Annotated in this window: 23 protein-coding genes; 12 read left to right on the forward strand and 11 right to left on the reverse strand. The window is 56.6% G+C overall.

Annotated features, from left to right (window positions below; translation table 11 throughout):
- Positions 1–65: 65 nt before the first annotated feature.
- Entirely contained in the window at positions 66–494 is a 429-nt protein-coding gene (locus tag ATHL_RS14475) for an HIT family protein (RefSeq protein WP_062195423.1), read from the reverse strand.
- 169 nt (positions 495–663) lie between these two features.
- Here ATHL_RS14475 and ATHL_RS14480 point away from each other — a divergent pair, with 169 nt between their 5' ends.
- A complete protein-coding gene (locus ATHL_RS14480) occupies positions 664–1,701 on the forward strand; it encodes an SIS domain-containing protein (protein WP_062195381.1) in 1,038 nt (345 codons plus the stop codon).
- Here ATHL_RS14480 and ATHL_RS14485 read toward each other — a convergent pair whose 3' ends face one another.
- Complete coding sequence (locus tag ATHL_RS14485) at positions 1,702–3,027, reverse strand: glycosyltransferase family 4 protein (RefSeq protein WP_062195384.1); 1,326 nt, start codon at positions 3,025–3,027, stop codon at positions 1,702–1,704. It lies immediately after the preceding gene.
- Positions 3,028–3,031: 4 nt separating this feature from the next.
- On the reverse strand, positions 3,032–4,516 hold the full coding sequence (locus tag ATHL_RS14490) for a flippase (protein ID WP_062195387.1): 1,485 nt from the start codon (positions 4,514–4,516) through the stop codon (positions 3,032–3,034).
- A 105-nt stretch (positions 4,517–4,621) separates the two neighbouring features.
- Here ATHL_RS14490 and ATHL_RS14495 point away from each other — a divergent pair, with 105 nt between their 5' ends.
- The 3 genes from ATHL_RS14495 (at position 4,622) to ATHL_RS14505 (ending at position 8,697) form a co-directional block, all read left to right on the forward strand.
- Positions 4,622–6,835, forward strand: coding sequence for an ATP-dependent helicase (locus ATHL_RS14495; RefSeq protein ID WP_062195389.1), 2,214 nt, complete (start codon positions 4,622–4,624; stop codon positions 6,833–6,835).
- Positions 6,836–6,915: 80 nt separating this feature from the next.
- Positions 6,916–7,569 carry a NotI family restriction endonuclease gene (locus ATHL_RS14500; protein ID WP_201797988.1) on the forward strand — a complete coding sequence of 218 codons (654 nt, stop codon included), beginning with the start codon at positions 6,916–6,918 and terminating at the stop codon, positions 7,567–7,569.
- Between the two features lie 234 nt (positions 7,570–7,803).
- Complete coding sequence (locus tag ATHL_RS14505) at positions 7,804–8,697, forward strand: DNA adenine methylase (RefSeq protein WP_062195392.1); 894 nt, start codon at positions 7,804–7,806, stop codon at positions 8,695–8,697.
- Positions 8,698–8,776: 79 nt separating this feature from the next.
- Here the strand turns inward: ATHL_RS14505 and ATHL_RS18980 are convergent, their stop codons facing one another.
- Positions 8,777–8,926 carry a hypothetical protein gene (locus ATHL_RS18980; RefSeq protein ID WP_162787729.1) on the reverse strand — a complete coding sequence of 50 codons (150 nt, stop codon included), beginning with the start codon at positions 8,924–8,926 and terminating at the stop codon, positions 8,777–8,779.
- A 31-nt stretch (positions 8,927–8,957) separates the two neighbouring features.
- On the opposite strand from ATHL_RS18980, the gene ATHL_RS14510 reads away from it, so the two are divergent.
- Positions 8,958–10,352 (forward strand): MATE family efflux transporter, encoded by a 1,395-nt coding sequence (locus ATHL_RS14510; RefSeq protein ID WP_062195396.1) that lies wholly within the window; start codon positions 8,958–8,960, stop codon positions 10,350–10,352.
- Positions 10,353–10,356: 4 nt separating this feature from the next.
- Here ATHL_RS14510 and ATHL_RS14515 read toward each other — a convergent pair whose 3' ends face one another.
- Positions 10,357–11,895, reverse strand: a complete 1,539-nt coding sequence (locus ATHL_RS14515) for a histidine kinase N-terminal 7TM domain-containing diguanylate cyclase (RefSeq protein ID WP_062195398.1) — start codon at positions 11,893–11,895, stop codon at positions 10,357–10,359.
- A gap of 427 nt (positions 11,896–12,322) precedes the next feature.
- Between ATHL_RS14515 and ATHL_RS14525 the strand changes: the two genes are divergently transcribed.
- Positions 12,323–14,632, forward strand: coding sequence for an Ig-like domain-containing protein (locus tag ATHL_RS14525; protein WP_062195401.1), 2,310 nt, complete (start codon positions 12,323–12,325; stop codon positions 14,630–14,632).
- Positions 14,633–14,648: 16 nt separating this feature from the next.
- On the opposite strand, the gene ATHL_RS14530 is transcribed toward ATHL_RS14525, so the two are convergent.
- From ATHL_RS14530 to ATHL_RS14555, 6 genes are all read right to left on the reverse strand, one after another.
- Entirely contained in the window at positions 14,649–15,602 is a 954-nt protein-coding gene (locus ATHL_RS14530) for an EamA family transporter (protein ID WP_084001507.1), read from the reverse strand.
- Between the two features lie 198 nt (positions 15,603–15,800).
- Positions 15,801–16,133, reverse strand: coding sequence for a hypothetical protein (locus tag ATHL_RS19755; protein WP_084001495.1), 333 nt, complete (start codon positions 16,131–16,133; stop codon positions 15,801–15,803).
- A 282-nt stretch (positions 16,134–16,415) separates the two neighbouring features.
- On the reverse strand, positions 16,416–16,703 hold the full coding sequence (locus ATHL_RS19760; protein ID WP_084001497.1) for a hypothetical protein: 288 nt from the start codon (positions 16,701–16,703) through the stop codon (positions 16,416–16,418).
- A gap of 27 nt (positions 16,704–16,730) precedes the next feature.
- Entirely contained in the window at positions 16,731–17,219 is a 489-nt protein-coding gene (locus ATHL_RS19765; RefSeq protein ID WP_420807568.1) for an arsenate reductase ArsC, read from the reverse strand.
- Positions 17,219–17,662 (reverse strand): arsenate reductase ArsC, encoded by a 444-nt coding sequence (locus tag ATHL_RS14550; RefSeq protein ID WP_062195405.1) that lies wholly within the window; start codon positions 17,660–17,662, stop codon positions 17,219–17,221. The genes ATHL_RS19765 and ATHL_RS14550 overlap by 1 nt, the downstream gene beginning before the upstream one ends.
- A 109-nt stretch (positions 17,663–17,771) precedes the next feature.
- Positions 17,772–19,583, reverse strand: a complete 1,812-nt coding sequence (locus tag ATHL_RS14555) for an HD domain-containing phosphohydrolase (RefSeq protein WP_062195406.1) — start codon at positions 19,581–19,583, stop codon at positions 17,772–17,774.
- Positions 19,584–19,796: 213 nt separating this feature from the next.
- Between ATHL_RS14555 and ATHL_RS14560 the strand changes: the two genes are divergently transcribed.
- The 6 genes from ATHL_RS14560 (at position 19,797) to ATHL_RS14585 (ending at position 26,172) form a co-directional block, all read left to right on the forward strand.
- On the forward strand, positions 19,797–20,843 hold the full coding sequence (locus ATHL_RS14560) for a uroporphyrinogen decarboxylase family protein (RefSeq protein ID WP_062195408.1): 1,047 nt from the start codon (positions 19,797–19,799) through the stop codon (positions 20,841–20,843).
- 92 nt (positions 20,844–20,935) lie between these two features.
- Complete coding sequence (locus ATHL_RS14565; RefSeq protein WP_062195409.1) at positions 20,936–21,958, forward strand: LacI family DNA-binding transcriptional regulator; 1,023 nt, start codon at positions 20,936–20,938, stop codon at positions 21,956–21,958.
- Entirely contained in the window at positions 21,955–23,400 is a 1,446-nt protein-coding gene (locus ATHL_RS14570) for an alpha-L-fucosidase (protein WP_062195410.1), read from the forward strand. Before ATHL_RS14565 ends, ATHL_RS14570 begins: the two co-directional genes overlap by 4 nt.
- 20 nt (positions 23,401–23,420) lie before the next feature.
- Positions 23,421–24,464 carry an NAD-dependent epimerase/dehydratase family protein gene (locus tag ATHL_RS14575; RefSeq protein ID WP_062195411.1) on the forward strand — a complete coding sequence of 348 codons (1,044 nt, stop codon included), beginning with the start codon at positions 23,421–23,423 and terminating at the stop codon, positions 24,462–24,464.
- Entirely contained in the window at positions 24,457–25,254 is a 798-nt protein-coding gene (locus ATHL_RS14580) for a hypothetical protein (protein ID WP_062195413.1), read from the forward strand. Before ATHL_RS14575 ends, ATHL_RS14580 begins: the two co-directional genes overlap by 8 nt.
- Before the next feature lie 102 nt (positions 25,255–25,356).
- A complete protein-coding gene (locus ATHL_RS14585) occupies positions 25,357–26,172 on the forward strand; it encodes an adenylyltransferase/cytidyltransferase family protein (protein WP_062195415.1) in 816 nt (271 codons plus the stop codon).
- Positions 26,173–26,505 lie beyond the last annotated feature (333 nt).

The following is a 26,505-nucleotide window of genomic DNA, read 5'->3' on the forward strand; positions in this document are numbered from 1 at the left end:
ACCCTCACTCTGTTGAAAATGCGCTGAAATGATTATACAGGCGAACCGGTGAAGAAAGACCTCGATCAACCGGGGAGCATCACGGCCCGAATCTGCCCGGCCAGATCATCCAGTTCACTGCGGAGCGGCGCCTGCCCGTAACCGGGGCCAAAACGTAGCCTGAATCCATCCCCGGCATACCTCGGAATCACATGGAGATGAACATGGAAGACTTCCTGCCCCGCCGCTTCCCCGTCGGCCAGATAGAAGTTAACCCCCTCACAGCGCAACCCGCTGACACGCAGAGCAAGTGCCAGCCTTCGGGCAGTTTGAAACATAGCCGCCCCATCCAGGGGGTCAAGCTCTGCCAGGTTCGCAGCGTGTCGGCGCGGGATGACCAGCGTATGCCCCGGATTAACCGGCCGGATATCCAGAAAGGCCACACAACGTTCCTCTTCAACTACCACGCTTGCCGGAGCACGCTGGCTCAGGATATCGCAAAAAACACACCTCATGACAACCACCTCCGTCATTTCAGACAGGTCTCTCCTTCTCAGGACGCGAAACCAGGGACGAGTTTTTTCGACCTGCCTTCTCCAGACTGAACCGCTCTGAAAACCACTCTCACTGATGTTACAATTGTACCTGCCTGTCAACTGATCCTTGCTTTTCAGGGAGGTGCGTATGGGCCTTTACTCAGAAATCCTCGAACAGCCCGAAGTCCTCAGCAACCTGCTTGCCCGGCAAATGAAAGAGGTGGAGCGCATCGCCTCTGCCCTGCGCCAGCATGAAATCCGTTACGTCTTCCTCGCCGCACGCGGCACCTCTGACAATGCCGGGCGCTACGCCAATTACCTGTGGGGGGCTTACAACCGTTTACCCCTCGCCCTGGCCACTCCCTCGCTGTTCACCTATTATCATCGCCCTCCGGCCCTGAGCCAGGCTCTGGTGGTGGGAGTGTCGCAATCGGGACAATCACCCGATATTGTCAGCGTGCTCGCCGAAGGCCGCCGGAACGGCTGCCCCACCCTGGCTATCACCAACAACCCGCATTCCCCGCTGGCCGAAGAAGCCGATTACGTCCTCGACATCTGCGCCGGACAGGAAAAGGCCGTGGCCGCCACCAAAACCTACACTGCCGAGTTGATGGCCATTGCCATGCTTTCGGTGGCACTCGCTGGTGACCGCGAAAGACTGAAGGAATTAGAGAGTGTGCCCCTCTGGGCACAACAGGCGTTGAAACTGGATGAGCACTTACAGCGCATCTCCGAGCGCTACCGCTTCCTGCGGCAGTGCGTGGTGCTGGGGAGAGGGTTCAATTATTCCACTGCTTTTGAATTCTCGCTCAAACTCAAGGAACTTACCTACACCCTGGCCGAACCCTATTCCTCCGCCGATTTCATGCACGGCCCCATTGCCATGGTGGAACAGGGCTTCCCTGTGATGGCGGTGGCCCCGGGCGGCGCGGTTTTCGATGGCCTGCTTGAAGTGTTACGTAAAGTGCGGGTAGAAGAAAACGCCGATCTGCTCGTCATTTCCGACCGGCCAGAAGCCCTTGAGCTGGCTCAATCGCGCGTGCCCCTGCCAGGCGGAATTCCCGAATGGCTGACGCCCATCATCAGCATCATTCCGGCACAGTTGTTCTGCTACCACCTGACGGTGACCAAAGGCTTTGATCCCGAAGCTCCGCGCGTCATCCGCAAAGTGACCGAAACGACCTGATCATCTCCCCCGGTGTTCCGGGGAACGGACAAGGATCTTTTGGTAAACCTCGATCAGCTCGTCCACCTCCTGAGAGGTTGATCTAACCGGCTGAATGCCATCCTGCAGCCGTCGGAGAAGGCCGCGGTCTTGATTCAATCGGCCAATACACGCTGCCAGGCTTTTCGCATTCCCATGCTCAAAATGCAATCCATCCACACCATCCTGCACCATCTCGGCCATGCCGCCCTGATTGGAGGTAATCACGGGCGTTCGATGAGCAAAGGCTTCCAGAATAACGTTAGGGCTGTTTTCATACCACAGGGAAGGCACAATTTGCACATCCATTTCCTGGTAAATTTTCCAGAGAGGGGTTCCTTCGGGGAATGCACCCATCAGGTGAATGCGCGAGTCCCGGGTACTTGCCTTTTCCAGACAGTGTGCATATTGGGGATAACGACTCATGTCCCCGTAAATAACAACCGAGAGCGGTAAACCGGGGAGCATTTGCAGGGCCTTGATCAGTAAATGCACACCCTTATGCGGGGCAATCTGGCCGGTGTAACCCAGGCGTAATTTCTCAGAAGGCGTTTTAACCAGATTTTCAGGTGTCAATCCCGGAAAATCTCTCCCCTGACGGCAGAAAACAATGCGCTCCGCCGGAATTCCCGCCCGAATATACACCGAGCGTAGAAATTGAGAAGGGCTGATCATTAAATCCACCTGGGCAAGTACCCTCTGAAGAAAAGCCTCACGCCGGATAATTTGCTCCTTCTCGGCGAAATGCAATTGCCAGTACAGGGTCATCAGGGGTGGGAACACCTGATCCAACACCCGGTACCGGCGCCTGTGTTCGGCCTCACAACGCACACAATCGACCCGGGAAACAGACAGCGGGCAAAGCCTGCCGAGAGGGGTTAATTTATTAATTTCTCTGCACAGAAACCAGAAGTCGGTGAGCGAAAGACACACCGGAAGGCCCGCTCTCTTTGCCTCTACAATGACACTTCCCGAAAGGAGATACCCGCTGAACAAATGGAACAGCTGCGGAGCCAACCGGTGGATGAGCTCTCGCGCCGTTTCTTCAATCCATAAATTTTCGTATTCAAAACGGTGAGGGTCAGGATACAAATGAGCATTGAGGAATAAACGCGTGAGAGGGAGGCCTTCGTAGACCTCCTCTGTCACAAAGCACCCGGGGCTGGAACCAAACTCGATATCTTCCACGCAGAAAACATGCACATCCATGCCTCTGGATTGTAACTGCTGCGCCGTCCGCAGAGCACGCAACTCAGCCCCTCCCTGATGAACAGGCGGGAAATGGTGAACCCCAAGAAGAATACGCATGAGATTATTCCTTCACAACAGACGCTCTCTTGATCAATAGCTGGCGCGCCGAAACCTCCATGCGTTGAAGATCGTCTTTATCCAACACTCTAAACCAGAGAGCCAGAAGCAAATAGACTGCTGCTCCAGCCAAAACCACAAAAATAAGCGGCATTTGCCGAATTGGCCAGATAACCGCCCCCATCAGGAAAGCCGCCATGACCGTTCCTGAAAACTGGCGGAATGAAAGAAAGGGCTCCCCAAGTTTTCTTCGAAACAGAAGCACAAATTGTAGCGCGCTGACCACATCGGTTAAAACAGTGACCAGCGAAGCTCCTATCAGACCAAAACGAGGAATCAGGATCAGGTTCAAGACCACATTCAAGAAGGTATTCACCGAATAAATCCGTGCCGCAGAGCGTTCCTCATTGGTAATCGTGGTCATATTCCCGGCAAAGGCCGCAAGCACGACAAACGGAAAATCCCACGCCAGAATTTGAAACGCTAAACCAGAAGGCAAAAACTCCGTTGTATATAACCAGGTAATCAACTGATAAGAAAGAATAGACCCGCCCACAGCGACAGGCAGCGAGAATAACCAGAGGAATCGCATCGACCATCGATACCAGCGCTTCACCTGATCGATATCTTCCCTGTACACCCGCGACAAAGTAGGCACAATGGCGGCCTTAAACCCATTCATGAAAAGCATCAACGAAAACACAAGGTTGTAAGCCACACCATACCAGCCCACTTCGGCAGAGGATACAAATTTAGAGAGGATAACTGTATCAATAGAATACGCCAGCGACAGCATCAGAGAAATAATGCCAAAAGGTAAACCGGCACGGATCAAAGGCGGCCAGGTGAACGGCTCGATGTGAAAGCGGAATCCAGAAATCCCCAGCCTGCGGATAAAAAGACTCGCCAGTAAAATAGATACCATCAGGCTGATCAGATTTCCCACAATAAGCCAGAGAAACCCCAGACCACTGAAGAGAAAGGCTGTTCCAAGCAAAATGACCACACCCTGAGTGATCACATCCAGAAGGGTGACATAACCCAGCTTTTCGTATGCGGTGAGCACAGTGGAAAGCGGCACTCCAACCGCAGACAACAAAAAGCTGGTGGTGTAAATCCCAATCCCCAGCAAAACATCCCCCGAATATCCAAAGCGAGCGCCCAGGAACGGGATCACCAGCAGATTGACCAAAGCCAGAACGAATCGGATCGCCACCAGATTCCAGAAATAAACGCTCATTTTTGCACGGTCGCGGGCAATTTCCCGCATGACGTGCTGGGTTACCCCCAGTTCGGCAAAAATCTGGAAAATCCCCACAAAAGCCAGTACCGTGGCATACTGCCCCATCCGGTCATCGCCCAGCCGCCGTACTACAAACACGTTATACAGAAAACCAACCAGCTTCAACGCCACAAGGCCAAGCGTGACAAACCCGGCATTTTTGAGGATTGTGGTTGTCTCTGAGAGAGGTGTTGAATCTTGACTCATAGATGCATCCACGGTCTTAACCGCCCTCTCTACTATAGAAAAAAACGGAACGTTTGTCTATGCCCATTCGAGCCGGGGAAAGGGAAAGTTTGTTATAATCCCCGCGTGAACATTCTCCAGGACCTCAACCCCCAGCAACAGGCCGCTGTGGCCGCCGAAGGAGGACCGGTGCTGGTTCTGGCCGGCCCCGGCTCTGGCAAAACGCGCGTTCTCACCCGCCGCATCGCTTATCTGATCAACCAGGTGGGTGTATCTCCCTATCACATTCTCTCGGTCACATTCACCAACAAAGCCGCCCGCGAGATGCAAACCCGCGTGGAACAATTACTCGGCCAGCGTGTACAGGGGCTCTGGCTGGGCACTTTTCACGCCGTCTGTGCGCGCATCCTGCGCCGGGAACAGAAATACTTACCATTTACTTCCTCCTTCGTCATCTTCGATGACGATGACCAGCAATCGCTGATCAAACGCGCGATTAAAGAGTTGAATCTGGATGAAAAGCTGTACCGCCCAACCAGTGTGCACGCAGCGATTTCCACTGCCAAGAACAATCTCCTTTTCCCGAAAGATTACCCCACTTCCACCTACCGTGATGAGGTCATCGCCCGCATCTATCAGCGGTACCAGGAACTCCTTCTGGCAAGCAATGCCCTCGATTTCGACGATCTACTCCTTTATGCCTGGCACCTGTTCGAGGAAAACCCTGCCGTGCGCGAAGATTACAGCCGTCGCTTTGAACACGTGCTGGTGGATGAATTTCAAGACACCAATACCGTCCAGTACGAGTTACTGCGTCAGCTGGCTTCCTTCCACAATAACATTTTCGTCGTGGGTGATGAAGATCAGTCCATCTACCGCTGGCGCGGCGCCGATTACCGCAACGTTCTGCGCTTTGAACAGGACTACCCGGCATGTAAAAAAATCCTGCTGGAACAGAACTACCGCTCCACCCAGGTGGTGCTGGACGCCGCCCAGGCGGTAATCAACCGCAACCGAAACCGCACACCCAAAAGGCTGCGTTCTCTCCCCGAGAAAAGCACCGGAGAAAAAATCACCCTTTACGAAGCTGTCGATGATTACGGCGAAGCGGCCTACGTGGTAGATACCATTCAACAACTGGTGGCTTCGGGGCGCGCGCGGCTGGGTGATTTTGCCGTGATGTACCGCACCAATGCCCAGTCACGCCTGCTGGAAGAAGCCTTTCTGCGCGCCGGGTTGCCCTATCGCCTGGTAGGGGCCATGCGCTTCTACGGACGGCGTGAGGTGAAGGATATGATCGCCTACCTGCGCCTGGTGCAAAACCCCGCCGACGAAGTAAGCCTGGGGCGCGTCATCAACGTGCCGCCGCGTGGTATCGGAGATAAAGCGCAAATGGCCCTGCAGATGGCCGCGCGCCAGGCAGGGGTCAGCACCGGGCAAGTATTGTTGGAATTGGCCGAGCAGGGCAAAGATTCACCTCACTGGGAAGCCATCGGGCGCCCGGCGGCGTTGCTGGCCGATTTCGGCGCCCTTCTCGCCGGGTGGCGTCAGCAGGCCCAGACCCTGCCGTTACCGGTGCTCTTCGGGCGCATCCTCGAAGACCTCAATTACCGTGAGTATATTGATGACGGCACCGAAGAAGGCCAGAGCCGCTGGGAAAACGTGGAAGAACTGCGCCGCCTCACCTATGAGTATGAAGACCGCGATCTCACCGCCTTCCTGGAAAGCCTGGCCCTGGTTTCTGATCAGGACACCCTGCCTGAACAGGCCGAAGCCCCCACCCTGCTCACCCTGCACGCCGCCAAAGGGCTGGAATTCCCCATCGTCTTCATCGTTGGGCTGGATGACGGTCTCCTGCCGCATAATCGCTCCCTCGACGACCCTGAAGAAATGGCCGAAGAGCGCCGTCTGTTCTACGTGGGGTTAACGCGCACACGGAATCGCGTCTTCCTGGTACGGGCGGCCCAGCGCAGCACCTTCGGTTCCTTCCAGGATTCCATCCCCTCGCGCTTCCTGGAAGACCTGCCCGACGAGCTCATTGAACAGAATGGCAGTAGGCGGCGCAGTGCCTCATCGCGCCGCGGGGGAGCATCGCTCTGGGAATCGCGGAATTTACGCCAGTCGGCCTATGCAGGAACGCCGCAAAGGGTTCAACCCGCTTCTGCACCCATTCTCCAGCCCCGTTACCGGGCTGGTATGCGCGTCCGCCATCCCTCCTGGGGAGAGGGGCTGGTGGTTGACAGCCGCATTCAGGACGACGACGAAACCGTGGATATTTTCTTCGAGAGCGTCGGGTTTAAACGGGTTGCCGCTTCGCTGGCCAACCTCGAAGTACTTTGATGTGTGTTCACCGAACTGTCGGCTGTCTCATTTCAGCAAACTGGCTTGTGGTGCAGTAAAATTATAATTAGGAGTACAGTATGGCCCAGCAACCCCTAACAGAGGTTTTTGGCTTTCCAATAAATAATTTTTCTCAAGAGGCTAACCGCCATAGGACGAAACGATTGTGCCCTTATAACAATAAAGTTCCCAATTGCACAAAGGATAAAGCAAAAGATCCTCTGGGAGTTTGTAGCATTTACGATAACTCAAATATTGCTATAACTTGTCCCGTTCGGTTTAGGCAAGATTGGTTAATTGCCGATGATGCAGCTACTTTTTTCTTTGATAAGGACATTGCATGGACATCTTTAACGGAAGTACGCCTGCCTGACAAACATGGCCGTTCGGCAGGAAATGTTGACGTGGTTTTAGTGGCGTACAACGAACAAGGGCATGTAATTGATTTTGGAGCATTAGAAATACAGGCAGTTTATATCTCTGGAAATATTCGTAATGCTTTTGAGTATTACATGAAAGACCCTGAAAAGCGACATGGCATGAAATGGGAAGGACCATATTATCCTCGTCCTGATTACTTGTCGTCATCGCGGAAACGTTTGGCACCTCAACTTATATACAAGGGTGGCATTCTCAATAAGTGGGGAAAGAAAATAGCGGTTGCTGTAGATAAGAGTTTTTTTTTACAACCCTTCCTGAATTACCGCAAACGCAACCCGATAAAGCGGATATAGCATGGTTAGTATATGACCTCGTTTTTGACCAGTCTATAAATCGATACAACTTAACCAAATATCAAACTGTATTTACAGAATTCCTACCAGCGCTTGAAACAATCACAGTCGCTGAACCTGGACCTGTGGAAGATTTTATCGAACACTTACAACAAAAACTTGGTGAAAAACTTGAAAACGGTTATTCTCCAGATGCTCCTACCCTGACAGAATTCGTTGAGCAGTGAGAAGATAATGGAAATTCGCGATTTTCAGCTAAGGTTGTTTGGCAGCCTAGATACCAAGAGAGTGGTAAATGTAGCATCAGTAAATCAATATAGCCCATTCCGCTATCCAGGCGGAAAAACCTGGCTGGTTCCTTTTGTTATTCAGTGGTTAATCAGCCAACCAAAACGCCCAATGGAGTTCATCGAACCGTTTGCTGGCGGGGCGATTATAGGTTTAACTGTTGCCATCGAGGGACTGGCCCAGCATGTGACTCTTGTGGAAATAGACGAGCAAGTGGCAGCGGTATGGAAGGCTATTATTTATGGTGATTATCGTTGGTTGGCAGAGCGAATTGCGAATTTTGAGGTAACGCAAGACAATATAGAAGTTGTATTATCCAACACATATACATCCATCGAAGAGAAGGCTTTCCAAACAATACTACGAAATCGTGTCAATCGTGGAGGAATATTAGCGCCTGGTGCTGGGAAAATAAAAACCGGTGAAAATGGCAAAGGGCTAAAATCTCGTTGGTATCCTCAAACGCTACGCAATCGAATATTGAAAATTGGTGAGGTGCGTGAACGAATAACTTTCATCGAAGGTGATGGATTACAAATCCTAGAACAAAACGCCACCCGTCCGGATGTTGTTTATTTTATTGACCCTCCTTATACTGTTGCGGGGAAAAAAGCAGGAACTCGTCTCTATACTTATTTTGAAATTGACCACGAAAAGTTATTCGCAATTGCTAAAACATTGCAAGGCGAATTTCTAATGACGTACGACAATGTGACTGCTGTTAAAGAGATAGCCGAGCAACACGGATTTGTCATGGAAGTAATATCCATGAAAAACACACATAATAGAGAAATGACTGAATTGTTAATTGGTCGCAGCTTGGAATGGTTATCAGGTTAACAAAGAGCCAGTCAAGACGCGCTTCTACCTGACGCACCTCTGCTGTTCTTCGCAACGCAGGTGAAGCATAAACCAATTACTAGCTCTCCTCTACGGCATGACCGTGGAAGAATTCTTCGCCCGGCAGGCCAGCTGAAAGGTTACCCCCGTAAACCCGCGCCCCACCTGCCAGATTTCTACCCCAACCTCTCACAGGGAACAGCCCTATCTCTTCCTCCTGCCAGTACATTCCTCCCAGAAAGTCATGGTAAGATCAAAACGTGACCAACCAACCCTCTTCACAGTCATTCACTCGTTCGTTCCTACGGATTTTCCTGCCCTCCGCTCTGCAAATTCTCTTCTTCAACCTCATCAGCATTCTGGACGTGCTGATGCTGGGGCAGCTGGGAGATGTACCCGTGGCCGCAGTGGGGCTGGCAGGGCAATTTTATTTCCTCCTCAGCCTCACCCTTTTTGGCACCACCGGCGGGGCTTCGGTGTTTGCCGCTCAATACTGGGGCGCCGGTGACCGGGCGAACCTGCAACGGGTGCTTGGGCTTTGTCTGGTGATTTGCCTGGCGGCGGGCGCCGGGTTCGCCGTCACGGCGGTGGCTTTCCCGGGGCAGGTGATGGGGCTCTTCACCCGTGATCAGGATGTGATCGAGCGGGGGATGTCTTACCTGCGCATCATTGGCTGGAGCTATGTCTTCTCAGCGGTGACTGTGGCCTTCTCTTCCATCGTCCGTTCCACCGGCAACACGCGCCTGCCTATGCTGGTTTCGGTGGGCATGATGAGCCTGAATACCGTGCTTAATTACACCCTCATCTTCGGCAAACTGGGGTTGCCTGCGCTGGGAGTGCGCGGGGCGGCCCTCGGTACAGCCACCTGCCGGATTCTGGAATGTATTCTCCTGCTGGCCATTCTCTACATCCGGCGCTCACCGGTGGCCGCCGGCCCGCGTCAGCTGTTCCAGCTGGATTTACCTTTCCTCTCCCATCATCTCCGGTTGATCCTGGTGGTATTCTTGAATGAGTTCCTCTGGGCGCTTGGGGTCAATCTTTACAATGCCATGTTCGCCCGCCTGGGAACCTCGGCTTATGCGGCCTACAACATCACCAACACCCTCCAGGGGCTGGGGCTGTTCTTTTCGATGGGTTGTGCCACAGCGTGCGGCATCCTGGTGGGGCATCTCATCGGCGCCGGCAAGGGCGATGAAGCCTTCCAGACAGCCCGCCGGATTTTGATCATCAGCGTTTCGGGCTCCCTCATCCTCGGAAGCCTTCTGATCGCAGGGCGCTTTACCCTCATGGATTTCTACCGTGTGTCAGATACCGCCCGCGCCGATGCCTCTGCCATGCTCTTCATTGCCGGCCTGCTCCTCTGGCTGCGCAGCCTCGATGCCATGTTCATCGTTGGCATTTTACGTAGCGGCGGTGACACCCGCTACTCGGCCCTGCTCGACGTGGGAGCCATCTGGCTGGCAGGCATCCCGGCGGTGGCGCTGGCAGCCTTTGTCTTCCATCTGCCAGTGCCGTGGGTTTACCTGGCGGTCTTCGCGGAAAACCTGGTAAAAAACATCCTCGGCATTCGCCGGTTTCTCTCGCGAAACTGGATCCACAACCTGACTCAACCGCCCCCCCTGGCCGGTGAACCACTGGTCAGCGGTGTGCAGTAACCGCCTACGCCGAAACCACCCGGTTGCGCCCCTCCTGTTTCGCCCGGTAAAGCGCCTGGTCAGCGATGCTCAACAACTGGTCAATGGTCAGGTCACTATTCGCCGCATACACGCCAAAACTGGCGGTGATTCGTAAATTCTCATCCTGCTTCAGAACCGACCAGCTGGCCAGTGACTCGCGCAACCGTTCAGCGACTCTCACCGTGGCTTCCAGGTCTGCCCCAGGCAGGAAGACCGCAAATTCCTCACCTCCGTACCGCCCCAGGAGATCAACACTCCTCACCCCTCTGCGAAAGCACTCGGCCACACTTCTCAACACTTCGTCTCCCGCTGCATGCCCGCAGGTGTCATTGACGGATTTGAAATGGTCCAGATCAATGAGGATGACTCCCAGAGGCAACCCGCTGCGGTGAGAAGCCTCCAACTCGCGGGCACCCATTTTCATCAGGTGGCGGCGGTTCAACAGACCAGTCAATTCATCCACATTCGCCTGATAACTGAGCTGGTGCAGCAAACCGACGGTCTCGGTTACATCGCTGATCAAAACGGCCTGCCCATTGTACTGTGAACGCTTCCCATAAATGGGATAAGCCTTCGCCCGGTAATACCGCTCCTCCCCGCTCGATTGCTCGATAAAAAATTCAAGTTCATCCTGGCCTTCATGAAGCAATGGCCACAGTTTCTTCACCAGCGGGTTATCCATAGGCAGAGGCTCGCCAATTTTTAAAGCTTCGGCTCCGGGCAATGCCGTAATTGCCCGGTTGAAATCCTGCACCTGGCCAAAAGCATCTACCACCAGAAACGCATCCCGCACAGCATCGATAGCCAGCTCACGCGCCGCCGGAACCAGTTCAAAGAGCTTCAACTTAAACAGCGCAAACGCGAACAGGACTCCCGCCAGAGAGAGTGCGAACGGGATCGGATCAATGTGGAAAGGGATGAAATCCAGAAAATAAAATACAGAACTCGCTACCGGAAAAAGCGCCCCCAGCGCAATGGTCTGAGCCTGAAGCCTGTACCTTGGTGAAACACGGAAAGCATGGACAATCAACAGCACCAGACCCGAAAACTCACATACCAGCGCGTAAAACATGGTAAGTACATACCCAATGCCGCGTTCAAAAGAGAGCGCCGGGTAGAACCCCGTCATGGTTACACGCGGATGGATGTAATAGAGCTGGTGATGTTCCTGAGTAAACACCAGCACCACCGTGATCACCGGCATGGCCAGCAAGCCCGCAATCAGCCCCGGCGGGGTGGGGGTGTTTCGGGTGAAGCGAATGGCAAAGAGCAGAAAGAAAGCCGGGACGAACGCCAGGCCCATGTATTCCAGCCGAATGGCCTCAAGTACCCCCCGTAGATCGGCCCGCGACAGTTCAACAGCGTATCCGAGAGAGTAGAGCGCCGCACTCAGGAGTAAAAAAGAAAATTCGCGCGCCGACCCCACCCCGCTGTGGAACTGAGCCCACGCCGAAAGATACACCAGAAGCATGGCAGACAATCCCAGCAATATGACCAGTGTGGTAGGGGCCTGAGGCAACATCCATAACCCCCTTCAAGACCATCGCGCAAACGCAGGTCGGATCGAGAACCGGAGGGCTTAACATTCCATTGAAAAACCGATTGATCATGAGTATACCTGAGAATGGCAAACCATGGTCAGCCTCCCTGTTACCAGAACGCGGCCAGGCCCGAAGGAGGGGTATTTTTCTCTTGTCCCCCACCCAATCTCCCCTATAATTGAAACATCATCACACTGGAGGGGAAAACTGCGGGGAGTCAGAACCATTCCAACATCATCGTAACCCGGGTTTCCCGTTAACCGGCGCCGGAGGGGATGGAGGGGAAACGGGAGACCGACCAGGAAACAGCACACGGGGGGAAAGAAGCTTTTTCTCTGCATCAAGAGCGGGTCTATCCGGCCAGAACATCGCGCTTCCTAAACACCACTCCTACCAGGGATTCAACCGATGGACCCCAGACGTTCGATGATCCGCAGATTTCTCGCGTTCCTTGCCGCCGTATTGATCTCAGCCACGGGTAGCACGGCGCAGGCCGCCGCCGGTCAGATGACCCTCATTTCTCTCACACCGGGGGGCCAACCGGGCAACCTTTATTCAACCGCTCCCTCCATCTCCGCTGACGGGCAATGGGTGGCCTTCGAATCAGAAGCCACCGACCTGGTGAGCGGCGATACCAACGGCGAGAATGATATCTTCGTTCGTAACCTCGCCGCAGGCACCACCACCCGCGTTTCGGTCACCAGTGCCGGGGCGCAGGCCACCGGGGGCGGCTCTTTTGCTCCGGTGATCTCTGCCGACGGGCGCTTTGTGGCCTTTCAGTCTTTTGCCACCAATCTGGTGAGTGGCGATACCAACGCCAGAGCTGACATCTTCCTCCACGACCTTCAAGCCCACACGACCATCCTGATCTCCTCCGCCGAGGACGGATCGCCAGCCAATGGCGACTCCTACGCCCCGGCCATCTCCACCGACGGGCGTTTTGTGGCTTTTCAGTCTCAGGCCAGCAACCTGGTAAAAGATGATACCAACAATAAAGCTGATGTTTTCGTCCGCGACCTTCAAACGCACACCACCGTCCTCGTCTCCGTTGCCACAGATGGATCACCCGCCAACGGCAACTCCGATGCCCCCTCTATCTCCGCCGACGGGCGCTATGTGACGTTCCAGTCAGACGCTTCCAACCTGGTAGCCGGTGATAATAACGGTAAAACCGATATCTTCATTCGCGACCTGCTTACCCGCACCACCACGCGCATCTCGGTTTCCACCGCTGGAGAAGAGGCCGACGGCAATTCCTTCATTCCCGTCCTTTCGCCCAACGCTCGCCTGGTTACCTTTCAGTCCGATGCCAGCAACCTGGTGAACGATGACACGAACAGCAAAGCTGATGTTTTCGTCCGTGACCGGCAGGCAGGCACCACCCACCGTATTTCAGTTGCCTCAGATGGCTCGCAAGGCAACGCCCCTTCTTTTGCCCCGGCCTCGATCAATGACAGCGGCATCGTGGTTTTTGCATCTGACGCCAGCAACCTGGTGAATGGAGACACCAATGCCCAGCCCGACATCTTTGTCCATCATCTTGCCGACGGCAGTACCCACCTCATCTCCACAGGTATCGGGGGAAGCCCCGCCAACGGTTATTCTTATATGCCGGTCATTTCAGCCGATTCGCAGTGGGTCGCCTTTTACTCCAACGCCAGCAACCTGGTGAATGGCGATACCAACGGCTGGAGTGATATCTTCCTCTACGAAACCGGCTTCGACACCACCCCTCCCACTGTAGTCTCCATTATTCGCGCTGATGCCAGCCCCAGCAATGCCGGAAGTGTATCCTTCACCCTCACTTTTTCAGAAGCCGTGACCGGTGTCGATACCGGTGATTTTTCCCTCGCCGCTTCTGAAGGTCTTTCGGGCGCCAGCATCCTCGAGGTAAGCGGATCGGGCACGTCCTATACCATCGCCGTCAGCACTGGCAGCGGTGATGGTACCCTCCGGCTGGATGTAAACGCCAGCGGCACGGGCATTCAAGACGCCGCGGGCAACCCTTTGAATGGCGGCTTCACCACCGGTGAGGTATACACCATTGATAAAACTCCACCTGCGGTTGTCTCGGTCACCCGTTCCGATGCCAGCCCCACACATGCCGACAGCGTGGGCTTTGCCGTCACCTTCAGCGAGCCCGTCAGCGGGGTAGACGAAGCCGATTTCACCCCCTCCGGGGAATTAAGCGGCGCCTCGGTTACAGGGGTAAGCGGTTCAGGCGCCCTGTACAGCGTTACTGTAAACACCGGGACAGGTGACGGCACCCTGCGCCTGGACGTAAACGCCAGCGGCACGGGCATTCAAGACCTCGCCGGGAACGCCTTCAGTGCGGGCTTCAACGGGGGTGAAGCCTATACCCTTGACCGAACCGCTCCCGTCGTTCTCTCCATCACCCACCAGGGCCCCGGCCTGTCTGGAGAGGTGATCTTCACCGTCACCTTCAGCGAGCCAGTCAGCGGGGTAGACCCGACTGCCTTCACTCTTTCGGTGCTTGCAGGTGCATTCCCCGGCGCGGAGATCCACCAGATCACCGGTTCGGGTGCCACACGCAGCGTAACCGTCCTACCGGGCTGGGGCAGCGGCAGGTTTCGGCTGGATGTCAATGCAAGCGGCACCCAAATTCAAGATGCGGCGGGCAACCCGCTAAACGGGGGCTTCTCGGACGGCGAGGAATGCGTGATCTACCACCTCTTCCTCCCTCTGATTCGCCGGTAATGAAAGGAACCAGCCTTCAGGAACGCTCTAAAGAAGAAGCAGAAGGGGTTTTGCGTTTTCCCAGGGGGCGGGTAAAGGTAATCAGCGCCACCGCCCCCACAATGATCGCAGTCGAGAGCCCCACGCGCAACGTCAGCGGCTCATCGGCCAGCAGGTTGCCGATCACCACCGCCACCACCGGGTTCACATAAGCATAGGTTGAAACCAGCGTAGTCGGAGCCACCCGTAAAAGCCAGGTGTAGGCCGTGAACCCCACCAGTGAACCGAACACCACCAGGTAACCCAGCCCCAGCCACGAAGGCCAGGTAATGGCGGCCAGGTTCAGACGTGCCCACTCGCCGCTCAGCGTACCCAGCACGGTCAACGCCAGCCCGCCGGTCAACATTTCCATACCCGTGGCCAGGAGAGGCGATGATGGCAGGGAAGCATTGCGGCTGTAGAGAGAACCTGCCGCCCACAGGAAAGAAGCCAGCACCAGCACCGCCGCCCCCAGCGGATCAATGGCGCCGTGCAGGCCGATGATTTCTGCCGGGCCAATCAGCAGGGCAATTCCCACGAACCCCACCAGCACCCCGGCCAGGGTGGGAAAAGCCGGGCGGTAAATTCCCCGCACCCAGTCGATGAGCACCATCCACAGGGGGGTTGCCCCAACCAGCAACGCCGCCACCCCCGAAACCACGCGTTGTTCGGCCCACACCACGCCCCCGTTGCCCCCCAGCAACAGAAAAAGCCCGATGATCGCCGCGGAACGCCAGTGAACCAGCCGCGGGCGTTCATCCCCCTGCATTCGCCGCCAGAAGTAAAGGATGAAACCGGCAAGCAAGAAGCGAAACCCTGCCATAAGGAAAGGTGGCATCGTTTGCACGGCAAATCGAATGGCCAGGTAGGTTGAGCCCCAGGTGATGTACACGCTGATCATCGCCACCCAGATGGCAGTGGCACTTGCGGACCGGTTCTCAAAGGAATTCATGGAAAAAGGCCTTTCAAAAAGAATAAGCCGCATTATACGCGGGGGAGAAACCATGCGTCAATGCGCGCCAGGTGAGATCAAGGTTTCGTCAATGGCGCTCCCGATTCTGAAAAATTCGTTACAATGAACATGAGATTACCGCCCCCGCAGGCAGGATGAGAAAAATTGAGGTGGACGATGGAAGACCCGCTGGCAAAATTAAACGCTGAACAGCTTGCCGCCCTGAATGAGGAGCAAAAAGCCATTTTCTGCGCCCTCAGTCCTGCCGACCAGGATTTTTTCGCCAGCGCTTTTAAACCCACCGAGCTTGCCGGTGCGTTGATGCGTAAGCGCGAAATCATGCAGCGCAACCAGGCCGAACGCGAACGCCTGGCCAAAATGATGGAAGCCCTGCGCAAAGGGGCCGAGGCCCACGCCCCTGATGAGGACTCCGCAGAAGATGCGCTGGCGGCTACCGCCCTGGGCGCGCTCGGCCTTGGCGCGGCCGCTGTAATCGCCACCGATAATACCGCCTTCTACCACGGGGTTCAACCTGAGGCGCTGATCTCACCCCTGCGCGCCGAATTCGAAGGCAAAGCCACCACCATGACTGTCGGCGGTCAGGCGGGGGCTCTGCTGGCCACAGTGGTCATCCTCAGCGGAAGCGAAGCCATCCCTGCCCTGACCATTCATCTCACCGCGGTAAATGACGGGGTAGAGGTGAAGGTCAACGATCTGACCACCCGCGGCGTGCTGGAAACGGTCAAAGAAAGCGGAAAAAGATTGCTCGACGTGGCCGGGAAAGGCCTCGATCTGCTCAGCGGCAGGGCACGCTCACCCCTCGAACTGGCCGACAAAGCCGGGCGGGTGCTCTCCAGCGGCATCAGCCTGGCTGAAGCCGCCAGCAACCTCAACCTGAAGCAGCGTGCCTGGAAGACCATCAAGCAGGCCGCCGAGGCCATTGAAAAGAAATACCTCAGCGAACTCGACGAAGCCCGTCAACAGCGCTACGCGCTGGAAAAAGCCTGGGATAATTTCAACAACTGCCCCGGCTGTGGGGTCTCTTTTGCGCCTGAAGACACCCTCTGCCGCGTCTGCGGCACAGCCCGTCCACCCCACCACACCAGACCCGCGCCTCCCCTGAAGCGCTCAGCGGATGCGAATGGCGATGCTTTGCTCGGCCAGCCAGGTGCGGATTTTACGGTCAATTTCATCCCGCACAGTGCGAAAGCGCGCCAGCTTTTCAGCATCGCTTCCCTCAAAAGCCGCCGGGTCTTCGAACGACCAGTGCAGGCGCTGATGGACTCCCGGCCAGACGGTGGGGCAATTCTTCTCCGCCTTATCGCACACGGTGATGAGAACCTGCACCAGCGTTTTCCCCAGGTAACGCTCTACCCCTTTCGAAGTATGCTCCGAGAGATCGAAGCCCACCTCTTCCATGACCTTTATTGTGAAAGGGTGAATGCCCCTGGGTTCAAAACCGGCGCTGTGCACCTCAAAGAAATCTCCGGCATACTGGCGTAAAAAGGCTTCAGCCATCTGGCTGCGCGCCGAATTACCCGTGCAGAGAAACAAAACACGCTTTTTCGTATTCATTGCTTCACCATCCAATCTACCGCTAACCCTCATGCAACCCATCAGCCCACCCCGGGCGGCACCCCCACCCCAACCCGTTCGAGAAAAGGAAGCACCCGGCGGCGGATATCGTCCCGCACCTGCCGGAAAACCGCCAGCCGCTCCTCCTCAGTGCCCCTGGCTTTGGCCGGGTCCGGGAAACCAATGTGCACGCGCTTCCCCTTACCCAGCCAGACCGGGCAATTCGCCTCAGCATCACCGCATACGGTGATCACCACATCGAAATCAGTCTGGCGAAATACATCCACCGATTTGGATTCACCCGCATGTTGAATGCCAAGCTCAGCCAGCACCTGCAAAGCCATCGGGTGCACATACCCTGCCGGTTCGGTACCGGCACTGAAGGCCACCCACCGCCCCTTAAGGAAATGATTGACCAGAGCCTCAGCCATCTGAGAGCGGCAGGAATTCCCCGTGCACAGAAATAAAACACGTAAAACGCTCATTGTTCACCCACTTTTCTCCTGGCCTCATCAACCTGCGGAAGGCCCATAAAGGGCCTGCTGTGCACCTTTGATTATAGGCTCCAGAGATTGACAACAGTTTAAGGCGGGGTTAAGAATGAGGTTCCCGGGTTAAGATTTCCAGAATTTTAGACCGTTCTCTGAGAAATACCTCTACCACCTGAGGATCGAAGAGCCGACCCGCGTTGGCGCGGAGATACTCCGCCACCTGCTCTTCAGGCCAGCGCGGGCGATAGGGACGATCAGAATGCAGGGCGTCCCACACATCGGCCACCGCAAAGATACGCGCCGCGAGCGGAATTTCTTCCCCTTTCAAACCTTTGGGGTAACCAGAGCCATCCCAGCGTTCGTGATGATAGCATGGAATATCCAGTGCTTCCTGCAGGAAGGCTACATGCGAAAGGAAGTTTTCGGCATATACCGGATGCATGCGCATCACCTGCCACTCGGCTTCATTCAGGGGGCCGGGCTTGAACAGAATTTCATCCGGTACACCCACTTTGCCAATATCATGCAACAACGCTCCCCGGTAGAGGTGGGTAAGGCGCTCTTCAGGCATTCCCATCTCACGGGCTATGGCCACTGCGATGGTCGCCACCCGCTGAGAATGTCCCTGCGTCTCGCGGTCGCGCAGATCGAGAGCACGCGACCACCCCAGAATCGTTTCATCGTAAGCATTAATCAAATCCTGATTGGCGCGGATAAGCCCCGTAAGCACCGCATGATAATCAATGGCAATGGCCGCCTGGTTGGCCAGAGTCTCCAGGTGATCCATCCATTCCTGATCGGCCACGAACCCCCGTGCCATAAAGACTTCCAGCGCCCCTTTGACCTGTCCTTTGGTCACCAGAGGAGCGGCGAAACCGACCAGGCCCAAAGGCTGAGAATCCTCCCCATCCTCTTCCACGGCAGAAAGGATACGCCGTTCCAACGCACAGCGCTCCACCAGGCTTTCACCAGCAGCCATCGGCGGCAGGGAACCCTCCACCCCGCCATCTCCTGCCCCCTGAAAGAGAACGAGATGCTCTCCCTGCATCAGAAAAAGGCGCACCGCCCGCGCCTGCAGTTCTTCCAGAACATGCTTCAACAGCTGGCTGACGACCTCCTGAAATTCACTGCTCGAGGTAATCGCCAGGTCAATCTGATGCAGGGCCTGAACAAAGCGCAGGCGCATCTCCGTCTGCCGGAAGAGACGAGCGTGTTCTACGGCACTCGCCGCCTGATGCGCCAGGGCCTGAACCAGGCGAATTTCTTCCGCCTGAAATTCTTGAGGCTGTGGTCTGAAGATCACCAGGAAACCCACCAGGTGGCCATGCGCCTGCATGGCCGTTATCAGACAGGCATCGCGCTCCCCGTTAAGGCAAATCTCTTCCGGGCAGGGCTCGGCCAGGGGCGCCTCCGAAACCCAGCGCGCCGTAATTGGCAGGTGTCCCAGCTGCCTGAAAGCCGCCATCCAGGCAGGCTCGCCTCGCACTGCGGCGGGATGCATCCATCCCCCCTCACCCAAAAAAACCGCCGCCCGGCGGTAGGAGATGGCCCGCGCGAGAGAATCGAGCAGGCTTGAGAGCACCGTATCCAGATCGAGAGAAGAAACCAGCGCTGAGGCCGCCTCTCTGAGCATCTCCGCCTCGCGGGTGCGGCGTTCCAGGGCCTCCTGCGAACGTTGAATGGAGAGGTAATCGCGGCGGAGCAATTGATGAAGCAGCAGGGCGGTCATGAGCACATAAAACCACCCTTTATACGTCTGCGCCACAGCAAACTGATGCGGGGTTGTGATCACCTCAAGGAGACGATCCGAAAAGAGAATCCACGCCCCACCAAAAAGGATGTACAATCCAATCGTACGAATTAAGGATTTGCGCATCAGGCCATTCATACGACCCCGCTGTTCACGTACTGCCATTGTACACGAAATTACTCCACTTCATCAACCTTTGAAAATCTTCGTGTCTGTCCTAAAAATGGTGGGCGACTTTTGAAACCCCACATATGGGGGCAAATCTGCCTGATTTACAACTTTTTATCACCATATGTGGCAAGCAATCAAAAACCAACCAGATATGGGACAAACACAAATCTTCCGCCTCATCCGCACCACATCCTTTTGGAGTCCGCGATGAACAAACGAGAAATCATTCATCAGGTGATGGAAGGCAAGCGACCCCCGTATACCCCCTGGTCGCTCAGCTTCACCCTCGAAGCAGAAGAAAAACTCCGCAAACATTATGGCGTTGACGATCTTGAACCCGTCCTTCACAACCACCTGCTCAACCTGGGCAACGCCATCGGATTCTTTGATGAGGTTGGTGAAAATCGCGTCCGCGATGTATTCGGCGTGGTGTGGGATCGCAGTGTGGACAAAGACATCGGCATTGTCGTCGAAACGCCCCTCAAAGCTCCTTCTCTGCAGGGATACACCTTCCCCGATCCGCTGGATGAACGCTTCTTCGCCGATATTCCAGAGAAAATCGCCCGCTACGGTGACCGCTTCCGCGTGTTTCAAATCGGTTTCTCGCTCTACGAACGCGCCTGGACGCTGCGCGGTATGGAAAACCTGATGATGGACTTCCTCGATCATCCCCGGTTTGTCCATGATCTGCTCGGTCACATCGTGGAGTACAACCTGGCTCAGGTACAGGAAGCCCTTCGGTACGACATCGACGCGGTTTACTTTGGCGACGACTGGGGCGCCCAGCGTGGATTGCAGATGGGCCCGCGCCTGTGGAAAGAATTTATCTATCCGGCGCTTAAACGCATGTACGCTGCCGTGCGTCAGGCGGGAAGGTATGTCTTCATTCACTCCTGCGGCGATGTGGATGAACTTTTCCCCGACCTGATCGAGCTGGGGTTGAATTGCTTCAACCCCTTCCAGCCTGAAGTGATGGACGTGTTCGCCCTGCTGGAACAATACCGCGGCAAACTGGTATTCCATGGCGGGCTTTCAACCCAGCGCACCCTGCCTTACGGCAGTGTGGACGACGTGCGCCGAGAGATGTTGAAGCTGATTGAAGTCGGCCGCAAAGGGGGCTACATCTTTTCACCGGCTCACGCCGTGGAAGGAGATGTGCCGCTGGAAAACATGCTGGCCTTCATCGACCTGCTTCTTACCCAGCCGGGTTTCACCTCCTTCAAGGTCTCACCCTCGGCTCCCTCTCCGCGGTAAAAAAGCGTACCTCCTCCTTGACAGGAAATGCGTTTGGATTTATGATGGTAACGATACCACATGGTATCGTTACCATACAGGAAAAACCGCTCATGCCCACCATTCAGGATGTTGCCCGCCGCGCCGGGGTGGCCCCCATCACCGCTTCGCGCGTGATCAACAACAACGGTTACGCCAGCCAGGACGTTCGCCAGCGCGTGCTCCGCGCCGTAGAAGAACTGGGATACGTCCCCAACACCCTGGCGCGCAGTCTGCGCTCGCGGCGCACCAACACCCTCGCCCTCATCCTCACCGATATCACCAATCCCTTCTTTACCACCGTGGCCCGCGGCGTAGAAGATGCCGCCAGTGACGCCGGTTATACGGTGATCTTCTGCAACACCGACGAAAACGAAGATGAGGAACAAAAATACCTTAACCTGCTGTTGCAGAAACGTGTGGATGGCATCCTCCTCGTCCCGGCGCGCTCCGGCCACGGCGCCATTCAGAGTGCCCTGGCTCAGGGCGTGCCGCTGGTGGTGATTGACCGGCGCGTTGCAAATGAGCCGGTGGATGTGGTGCGGTGCGACTCAGAAGGCGGCGCTTACGCGCTTACCCGCCGGCTTATTCGCTCTGGCTACCAGCGCATCGCTTTGCTCAACGGCCCGAAGGGGGTCTCCACCGCTGAAGACCGCGCCGCAGGATACCTCCGTGCCCTGGCCGAGGCCGGTCTGCAAGAGCACGCCCTCGTGTTTTATGGCCACTTCACCCAGGCCAGCGGTGCCGAAATGACCACGCGCGCCCTGCTCCACCAGCCTCCCCCTCAGGCGCTTTTCGCCGCCAACAACTTCATCGCCATTGGCGCCCTGCAAAAAATCCGCGAGTTGGATGTACGTATTCCTGAAGACCTGGCCCTGGTGGGCTTCGATGACCTGCCCCCTGCCCTGGTAACCTTCCCCTTCCTCACCGTGGTGGCACAACCTGCGTATGAAATGGGCCAGCGCGCCGCCCGTATGCTCATCGACCGTCTGGAAGGCCGCCTTTCGGGAGAATGCCGCGAGATCATCCTGCCTGCCGAGATCATCATCCGCCAATCCAGCGGACCCATTCATCTTGAGGAGGAAACCACCCCATGACTCAGCCGTTCCAACCCACCTGGGAATCACTTTCCACCTATACCGTCCCCGACTGGTACCAGGATGCCAAATTTGGCATCTTCCTGCACTGGGGGCCCTACTGCGTTCCGGCTTTCGGCAACGAATGGTACCCGCGCAATATGTACCTGCCGGGCACACCCGAATTTGAGCACCACGTCCAGACCTATGGCCCGCAGAGCCGCTTCGGGTACAAGGATTTCATTCCCCTGTTCAAAGCGGAGCATTTCGATGCTGAAGCCTGGGCCAGCCTTTTTGAAGAGGCCGGGGCAAAGTACGTGGTGCCGGTGGCCGAACACCACGATGGCTTTGCCATGTACGACACCTCTCTCTCCCGCTGGTGTGCCGCGCGGATGGGCCCGCGCCGCGACGTGCTGGGTGAACTGGCCGGTGCAGTACGCCGCCGCGGGCTGGTGCTGGGTGTCTCCAGTCACCGGGCCGAGCACTGGTGGTTCATGAATGGCGGGCGCACGTTCGATTCTGACGTGAACGACCCTGCCTTCGCCGATTTCTACGGCCCTGCTTCCCCCATCGATGGACTTGCTCCCCAGCCGGGCTCTGGCGTCTGGAAAAGCCGCGACTGGACCCCCCGCCCTCACGCCCTGTTCCTGGAAGACTGGCTGGCACGCTGTTGCGAACTGGTCGACCGTTACCAGCCGCAGGTCTTCTGGTTCGACTGGTGGATCGAGCAGATCGTCTTCCAGCCCTATGTACAGCGCTTCGCCGCCTATTATTACAACCGCGCCCTCGAGTGGGGCAAGGGGGTGGCCATCAATTTCAAGAACGAGACCTTCCCCCGCGAAGCCGCCGTCTGGGATATCGAACGCGGACAGTTAAGCGACCTTCGCCCTTACTTCTGGCAGACCGATACCTCTGTTTCGAAAAATTCCTGGGGGTATGTAGAGCCGCAGGATTACAAAAAATCCTCCGACATCCTGCAAGACCTGGTCGATATCGTCAGCAAGAACGGCTGCATGTTGCTGAACCTGGGCCCCCGCGCCGATGGCACCATCCCCGAACCCGAACAGCGCATCCTCCGCGAGATCGGCGCCTGGTTGAAGCCCCACGGCGAGGCCATCTACGGCACCCGTCCCTGGCGTCTCTTCGGTGAAGGCCCCACCCGCCTGGAAGAAGGCCACTTCACCGATACCAAACGCCCTCCCTACACCGGCGCAGACCTGCGCTTCACCCGCCGAGGGAATGTTCTGTATGTCATCGCACTGGTCTGGCCGGGTGAAGAACTGCTCGCCCGCTCTCTGACCCCCGACCGCTTCGACGCCTCATCCATCCAGTCCCTCACCTTCCTTCCCGGGGGCGAGCCCCTCACCTGGCGGCAGGATGCTGACGGCCTGCACGTGGCTTTACCCCAGCGGAACGAATCGCTCATGCCGGTTGTGCGGATTGAGTGCAACCGAGATTTGTAACCTTTTGATCTGGAGAACGTATGTTTCAACAAAATAAGACAGCTACCGATGTATTGCGTAAAGACGATCTGATCGTCATCACCGGGGCGGGCGGCTTCATTGCCGGCGCGCTCACCCGCTATTTTCATGATCAGGGCTTCACCCGCATCCGCGCCATCGACCGCAAGCCTCTGCCGGAGTGGTATCAGCGCGTTGACGGTGTGGAAAGCCTGTGCATGGACCTCAGCGAGTATTCAAACTGCGTCCGGGCCGTTGAAGGCGCCGCCGAGGTTTACAACCTGGCCGCTGATATGGGCGGCATGGGGTTCATCGAGACTCACCGCGTGGAATGCCTGCGGTCCATCCTCATCAACACCCACATGATCGAAGCCTCCTACCGCGCGGGTGTTCAGCGTTACTTCTTTTCTTCCTCAGCCTGCGCCTACAACACCCTGCTTCAGCAAGATCCTAACGTGACCGCGCTCAAAGAGTCCGACGCCTACCCTGCCATGGCCGAACGCGGTTATGGCTGGGAGAAATTGATGTCTGAAATGTTCTGCCAGGAATACTGGGCCGAACGCGGCCTTGAAACTCACATCGCCCGCTTCCATAACATCTACGGCCCCTTTGGCACCTGGTTTGGCGGGCGCGAGAAGGCCCCCGCGGCCATTTGCCGCAAGGTCATCGAAGCCAAAGATACCGGCAACCTGGAGATCGAAATCTGGGGCGATGGCAACCAGACGCGCTCGTTCTGCTACATCGACGACTGCCTGGTGGGCATCGATATGATCATGCACTGCGATCAGCTCATCGCCACCCCCATCAACCTGGGCTCCAGCGAACTGGTCTCCATCAATCAACTGGTCAGCCTGGCTGAAGAAATTGGTGGGGTAAAACTGGCCCGCCGCTACGATCCAAACGCCCCCAAGGGGGTGGCCGGGCGTAATTCCGATAACACCTTCATCCGCTCGGTGCTCAACTGGGAACCCAATACCCCCCTGCGGGTAGGCCTGGAAAAAACCTACCGCTGGATTGAAGAACAATACCAGCGCCGCAAGGCCGGAAAACAGGTAGTCCATGATTGAGTCGCGTCCCCATCCCGCCATTCAGGACGTCATCGGGCACATCCCCTACCGCATGGCCCTGGCAGGCGGCTGGATTGACCAGCCTTACATATCACGGCATAACCCCTCGCCGCCCGGTTCGATGGTGGTAGTGGGGCTGGAACCCGACTTTCATTTTATGGAGCGAAGCGGGATGGCCTCAGGCACGCGCAACGTCGCCCGCCGCCTCTGGGGAGACCGCCTCCCCCCGGGCGACCCGGCCACCCTGGTGCGCCAGCTTTACGCCGCCGAAAATGAAGGCAAAGCCGATCCATCTGGCTCTCAGGACATGATCGGCCTGATCTACCCCGGCATCAACCGCCTGGATTACGATTACGCCGTGGAGGGTGGGGTCTTCCCCGCTCACATTGAGACCTGCCGCGACGAAACGGTGATCGCCTGGCTGGAAAAAGTGATCCATTTTCTTCCCGTAATGCAGCGCCCCCCCGGCTACAATCCGCTGGAAATTATGAACCTTGAACCCGCCTGGGTGGAACGCCTCGGTCAAACCGGCCAGCAGTGCTTCGCCGCCATTCTGGCGCGCGACCTCAATGCCCTGGGAGCCTCACTCAATGCGTGCATGCGCTGCTGGGAAGCCCTGCTTCCCGCCACCGTGCGGCACCCGACCATCTCCATGGACCTGTCAGCCCTGCTGGCCTGTTACCAGGCGCGCTACCCGGGCGCCATGTATTCCGGATGCGGCGGCGGGTACCTGCTGGTAGTCTCCGAAGACCCCGTGCCGGGCGCCTTCCAGGTGCGCATCCGCCGGTGAGGCCAGGAAGAGAGGCCCTGCGCAGCCTCCTTTGGTTTATAATGCACCCCGGCACGGTAAGGCCTTCGCCACCGGCCTGATTTCACTTTCGGGGATAGAGTTATGATCTGTGTGACTGGCAGTTTCGATAATTTACATGCACGCGAGGTGCGGTTCCTCGAAGAAGCCTCTCATCTCGGGCCGATTCAGGTATGGCTCTATTCCGATGCGCTCGTTGAATCATTCACCGGCCGGCCTCCGCTCTTCCCGCAGGCCGAACGCCTGTATTACCTGCGGGCCATCCGCTATGTAGATCAGGTCATCCTGCTCGAACAGGCGGCTTCACCTCACACCCCGCCCTGGCCTGAGGGTGAACGCCCTCTGGCCTGGGCCATCACCGAGAAAGAAGATCACCCCGAAAAACGCGCCTGGAGCGCCCGGCACGGTGTGCCCCTCCACGTCCTTCCTGAAAGCCAGCTGGAGGGCTTTCCTCCCGCGCCCGAAATGGATACCACCCGCCGCCCTGGCCGCAAGAAAGTGATCGTCACGGGCTGTTACGACTGGTTGCACTCCGGCCATGTGCGCTTCTTTGAAGAGGCTTCGGCCTACGGCGAACTGTATGTGGCCGTCGGCAACGATGCCAACGTGCGCAATCTGAAAGGCGAAGGACATCCCCTCTTCCCGCAGGAATTGCGCCGCTACATGGTTGGTTCCATCCGCTACGTCCATCAGGCCCTGATCACCTCAGGCTGGGGCTGGCTAGATGCCGAGCCGGAGATCGAACGTCTGAAGCCCGATATCTACCTGGTTAATGAGGACGGCGACAAGCCCGAAAAGCGCGCCTACTGTGAAGCCCACGGGCTGGAATATGTGGTGCTCCGCCGCCTCCCGGCGCCCGGTCTGCAACCCCGCTCAAGCACCGAATTGCGCGGTTTTTAACCCCCGGGTCTTTTTCATAGCCTTTCAACCACCCATGCGAGGGAGACGCCATCTAAAAGATGGGTGATTCCTCGCATGAGTGGTTGGATTTATATCCAAAATAAAGTATACTTATAAGATATAAAAAATCTAATAATCCAGACATCTTCCAGGAATCCCCATTCCCTGGTTTGGCTATTAGATCATCTTGCCCTCCCAAAGAAGGAACCATGTCATACACAACACATAAAACCGGGAATGCTTCGCAAGCAAAGGAACCTCATCGAGGATCGTCCGAGCCTCAAGAGGAAAAGCGTACAGAGGAGGAATCAACCCTCCCCATAACCCCAAACC

The sequence above is a fragment of the Anaerolinea thermolimosa genome, from assembly GCF_001050195.2.
Classification (GTDB): Bacteria; Chloroflexota; Anaerolineae; order Anaerolineales; family Anaerolineaceae; genus Anaerolinea; species Anaerolinea thermolimosa.